Origin of the sequence: Limosilactobacillus reuteri subsp. porcinus, from assembly GCF_036621895.1 — a bacterium.
In the GTDB taxonomy this organism is placed as follows: domain Bacteria; phylum Bacillota; class Bacilli; order Lactobacillales; family Lactobacillaceae; genus Limosilactobacillus; species Limosilactobacillus reuteri_J.
In genome coordinates, this window is record NZ_LN887354.1 from 1 (window position 1) to 5,506 (window position 5,506).

At 38.4% G+C, this 5,506-nt stretch carries 6 protein-coding genes and 1 other annotated feature; all 6 genes read right to left on the bottom strand.

The annotated features are described in order from the left end of the window. Positions 1-182 precede the first annotated feature (182 nt). On the bottom strand, positions 183-1,034 hold the full coding sequence (locus AACL61_RS02260) for an amino acid ABC transporter substrate-binding protein (protein WP_003676073.1): 852 nt from the start codon (positions 1,032-1,034) through the stop codon (positions 183-185). A 17-nt stretch (positions 1,035-1,051) separates the two neighbouring features. After that, entirely contained in the window at positions 1,052-1,702 is a 651-nt protein-coding gene (locus AACL61_RS02265; RefSeq protein WP_330098074.1) for an amino acid ABC transporter ATP-binding protein, read from the bottom strand. A gap of 14 nt (positions 1,703-1,716) precedes the next feature. Beyond that, entirely contained in the window at positions 1,717-2,364 is a 648-nt protein-coding gene (locus AACL61_RS02270; protein ID WP_339110928.1) for an amino acid ABC transporter permease, read from the bottom strand. A 183-nt stretch (positions 2,365-2,547) separates the two neighbouring features. Then, positions 2,548-2,781: a binding site (T-box leader), on the bottom strand. Between the two features lie 51 nt (positions 2,782-2,832). Next, on the bottom strand, positions 2,833-3,369 hold the full coding sequence (mreD, locus tag AACL61_RS02275; RefSeq protein ID WP_003666652.1) for a rod shape-determining protein MreD: 537 nt from the start codon (positions 3,367-3,369) through the stop codon (positions 2,833-2,835). A gap of 6 nt (positions 3,370-3,375) precedes the next feature. Next, the gene (gene mreC, locus AACL61_RS02280) at positions 3,376-4,233 is read right to left on the bottom strand and encodes a rod shape-determining protein MreC (RefSeq protein WP_035154229.1); all 858 of its coding nucleotides are present in this window, start codon (positions 4,231-4,233) and stop codon (positions 3,376-3,378) included. A 133-nt stretch (positions 4,234-4,366) separates the two neighbouring features. Further along, positions 4,367-5,368 carry a rod shape-determining protein gene (locus tag AACL61_RS02285; protein WP_003666650.1) on the bottom strand — a complete coding sequence of 334 codons (1,002 nt, stop codon included), beginning with the start codon at positions 5,366-5,368 and terminating at the stop codon, positions 4,367-4,369. Positions 5,369-5,506 lie beyond the last annotated feature (138 nt).

Consider the following 5,506-nt stretch of genomic DNA (forward strand, 5'->3'; position numbering starts at 1 on the left):
TCTTGTTCATCGGTGCAGTACTTTGCCTTAGACTTCCTTCAGATTCCACCTCACAGTGGACACCCTTGTCCTCAGCTCATGGTTCCGACTACTACGGCCCATAGCGGACTCTCACCGCCTAGCTAATACCCATGCCGGGCGCACATAAAAGGCAGAGACTATTTCCCAAGTCCCTGCTCTTTTTATTTAGTGTTATCTGGTCCCAAGTAGTTACTATCTTGACCGAACCATTTTTCATTAAGCTTCCGTAATTCACCATTTTTCTGCAAATTACCTAAGCCTTGATTAATTTTCTTCTTCAAGGTCTTGTCACCTTTCCGCATTCCCACTGCAAAATGTTCCATTGGCAACTCTTTGCTGATGTAAGTGCGGTATGAATTACTATTTGGTTGGTGCTTAATATAGTAATTAGCATAAACCTCATCCATTAAAATTCCTTGAATTCGATTTGCATTTAAGTCAATGAATGCATTAGGAAATGTATCATAAAGTACTGGTGTATGGTTCTTTATTTTATCCTTTAACAACTTTGGCTTCTCATCCAAAACAGTTACTCCCGTTGAACCATTCTGCACTCCGAGTGTTTTGCCCGTCATTCCGTTCAAATTTTTAATGTTACTCTTCTTTTTAGTTACTAATATCTGCCGGTTTTCTAGATAGTAACGACTAAAGGCAACTTTTTTGGCACGGCTAGGATTAACAGAATACCCATTCCATAACAAGTCAATCGTACCGTTTTTTAGTTCAGTCTCTTTCATTGACCAATCAATCGGCTGAAAATCAACTTTTATTCCATACTGCTTAAAAACAGCCCGGGCAAGATCAACGTCATACCCAACTAGTTTTCCATTCTTTTGGCGAAAACCCATTGGAACAAAACTGTCATCAAGGCCGACGATTACTCTTTTCCGTCGTTCAATCCGGTTCCATGTATCTTGCGTATCAGCACGCTTTGTTACACTTTCACAGCCACTAAGAAGGAGAACAGGTACTACTAACAAAATAAGTAACCAAATTGCTTTCGCTTTTTTCATCAGTATTTCTCCTCTCCTTATTTATTCTGACGTTGATCAAGTGGTTGTACTCGTAAAATATCATCAGCAATATCTTCCGCAAATTCTAAATCGTGAGTAACAATTAATTGAGTCATTCCGTCCTTCTTTAATCCCAAAATAATATTAGCCACATCTTTTCGGAGGTTTGGATCAAGCGCTGATGTTGGTTCATCATAGCACAAGATTTTAGGCTTCATTGCTAATGCACGAGCAATGGCAACCCGTTGCTTTTGTCCACCTGAAAGTTGGTAGGGGTACAATTTTCCTTTTGTATTAAGGCCTAATTCTTCAAGCAGTTTTTGTGCTTCAGCAATTGCTTCTTGTTTATCCTTTTTCAATACCATCATCGGCGCTAACGTAATATTTTCCATTACCGAAAGATTTGGGAAAAGTTTAAAGTCTTGAAAAACCACACCGATTACCCGGTCAGCTGCATCTGTTCCCTGAGGGTCAAAGCGACGACCGTTAATGAAAAACTCACCACTATCAGGAGTTTCCAGTCCAGTAATACAACGAAGTAAGGTCGTTTTCCCAGCACCTGATGGACCAACAATACAAAGAATTTCACCATCTTTAACTGTTAAATTAACCCCATCTAAAATTTGCCGATCGCCAAAACTCTTTTTTAAATTTCGAACTTCTAACATTTAGATTCCCTCCTTTACTTGAAGTATGCATAACATTTTTCAACTTGCCGCAGAATTAATGTACAAATTCCTACAAAAATCAAGTAGATTAATCCGACTAACATCAATGGGACAAGCGTGACATCCCGTGAAGTTGCTACATTTCCTGCACGAAGTAGGTCACCGAGACCAATTACGTAAACTAACGATGAATCTTTTACTAAGTTAATAACTTCATTCCCAATTGATGGAATAACGATTTTTATTACCTGGGGAATGATGATCTTACGAAGAGTTTGCCAGTAGCTTAGGCGTAAAACACGTGCTGCTTCAAACTGACCTTGATCAACAGATTGGAAACCACCACGGAAAATTTCAGCAAAATATGCTGCATAATTCAAAATAAAAGCAACTAGGGCGGCATCGTAACGTTCAAAAACAATGCCAATAATTGGTAACCCATAGAATACAAAGATCAGTTGAAGCAGCAAAGGCGTTCCCCGCATTAACCAAACATAAATTTCTAATATCCACTTCAAAGGTTTGATTTTAGAAGTAAGTCCTAAGCTAACCAAAATCCCTAATGGCAGAGACCCAACTAATGTCCAGAAGAAAATTTGTAGTGTAAGAGCAGCCCCCTGAAATAATGAAGGTAGAATTTCACTTATATATTGCATTGACATTTACTATTGCCTCCTTAAATTATTGACTAATAGAAATAACAGGAAAAGAAAAAATCCTCTAGGAGATACCTCCTAGAGGACGAGTACATCGTGGTTCCACCTCATGTTTACAAACATTTCGCAATATTTGCCTTAATAAGTCTATTTTAATGAAACAAAAAACACCCTCGAGCCTAAACTGGCTACGAGGGCGTTTCCGCGGTTCCACCTCATCTTGCTATTTTCTCACGAATAATAGCCTTAGTGAGTTCATTAAAATAAACTCCGCGCTGTAACGGGCTTCCCCGGGTCTTCCTACTATGGCTTTCAGAAGGCCAACTCACAGATGTGATTCAAGCCGAAACATTGATCCCTTCCCATCATTAAGGACTCTCTTTGCAATGCTTAAAGCTCTACTAGTCTGTTCACTGTCATTTATGATGTTGTAAATATCCTATACTGGAATATCTATTGTGTCAAGCACTAATTTTAAATTTGATCATCGTCTAATGCCCAGCGATATATTGCGCGAATTGGCCAGAAGAGGACAACAAAATAAATTAAATTCAATGCTAACGTTGGAGCAAGCGTATAAATAAGATAGTCGCCAAAACCAACATTAGTAATATTTACTAAATAATATGCCCAATAATTAAAGGTCTCAAAAATGACAATATCAACAAAGAAAATCATAATCATCGAAAGAAATGATGAACTAAAATAACGAGATAAAATTTTAGTTATTTCTACCACTAATGGATACAAGAAAATATACAATCCTAAAATTCCTGAAAAGTATAAATCATAAACTGCACCGGCAGCAATTGCAAATGGAATTAATGGAATCTCAATATCATCTTGAAAGAAATACGATAAGACTAACCATAGTAAGACAAGTTCACTCACCATTGAATAGGGATAACTGAAAAATAATGGTGCCCACACATGGCTTAAGGCGCCGTCCAAAAACAGGCATACAAATAAACCAATTGGGAATATATATTTTAAGCGTGATAAACGATACATAATTTATCACTCCTGTGAGGCCGCTTCAGCAACTGTAACAATATTAATATCATTAAAGTCCGTTGCTGGAGTAATATAGATTTTCTGGGCGAGACCATAATCATCTTTACCGACACGTGACACGCGGCCAACATAAAGTCCCTTAGGTGTCACACCACCCATTCCACTGGTTACTACTCGGGTACCCTTTTTTATTTTAGCTTTAGAAGTTACTTGTCCCATTTCAAGCTCGTTATTTCCTGCATTATATCCGGTGATAATCCCATTAATCACCTTCCCATTTTGACCATTAAGGGTAATTGCAAAACGGTTTGATGATTCACTGGTATCACTCAATAATTCAACTTTACTATTAGTTTTATTTACTTCTGTAATCCGACCAATTAACCCACTACCACTCATAACGGGCATATTCTTCTTAATACCACTAGATTGACCTTTATTAATTACGAGTTGTCGTTGCCATGAAGAAGGTGTGCGCATTAACACAGCCGCTGTAACTGTATTATAGTCGGTCATTGAATTATTAAGCTTTAACTGTTGTTTTAATTGTTTATTTTCATGAGCTAAGGTCTGATCACGGACTTTAGTTTGTGCTAATTCAGTTACTTGCTGTTTAAGTTCACGGTTTTCAGAATAAGTATTCATCAACCCATTTATCGAACTCACACTTGTCTGTGCCCAATTTACAGGGAGAGCAACTGCACTATCAACAAAACCAACAATATCATTTCCAAATTGTTGGATGATCGGTGGTGTATTTCGCCTATTCCGTAAAGAAACAGAACCCGCCATTAGTCCAAAACAGACAACTAGAATTATCACAGCAATAACTAATCGGCGATTGGAAAAAAATTTCTGCATTATGACCCTCCAATGCATACACAAGGTAATTAAGACGGGGCCTGCCAAACAATCCTGCTTGGCAATCAGCCCCGTCAATCATTAGTTAGTACTAATGATGATTCATCGCTGACGTCACTGTCAGAGAATCATTTTACTTTTTCTTCATTACATCAATACTCTTTAATGACTCGCCGGTACCAATAGCAACACAGTCAAGGGGATCATTAGCAATGAACACTGGTACTTTGGTTGCATCTGCAATAACATCTGGTAAATGCTTTAATAATGCGCCTCCACCAGTTAATACAATCCCGTGATCAATAACATCAGCAGCAATTTCTGGGGAAGTTTCTTCAAGTGTTCCTTTAATTGCCGTAATAATGCTATCAACAACATCTTGGAGGGCCGTTGAAACATCTTTTGCAGATACTTGCATCGTCTTTGGCAATCCAGTTACAAGATCACGACCGCGAACTTGTGTTGTTCCCATTTCTTCGGCAGCTTCAACAGATGCAGATCCAATATCCCACTTAAGCTTTTCAGCTGTTCGTTCACCAATTAATAAATTCATATGTTGGCGAACATATTGAACAATCGCATCATTCATCTTATCACCAGCCATTCGAATTGAACGACTTGAGACGATACCACCTAATGAAATGGTAGCAACATCAGTAGTACCTCCACCAATATCAACAACCATACTACCAGTTGGATCCATAACTGGTAAACCTGCTCCAATGGCTGCTGCAAATGGTTCTTCAATAACATAAGCATCACGAGCACCTGCAACTCGAGTAGCATCAATCACTGCCCGTTTTTCAACTTCCGTGATCCCACTAGGAACACATACCATAACATATGGCTTACCATTATTTCCTAACGCTTTATCAATGTAATACTTCATCATTGCAACTGTTGTGTCGTAATCAGCAATAACACCGTCTTTCATTGGCCGGATAGCCACAATACTTTCTGGCGTCCGTCCGATCATATCACGGGCATCACTGCCAACAGCGATTACTTCGTTAGTCTTAGAATTACGAGCAACAACTGATGGTTCTCTTAATACAATGCCCTTACCTTCAAGGTAGACAATTGTATTAGCAGTTCCAAGGTCAATGCCAAGATTTTTTGTTCCAATTCCTAGCAATCTGCTTCTTCCCTTCGTCTTAAAATCAAATTAATATCGTGCATATTATACCATAGCCACTCGGTACATACGAATATTAATATACATTAAGTATCTGTCAAGTTTTCATAGGTAGCCTTTAAATATACAGTTTTAGTG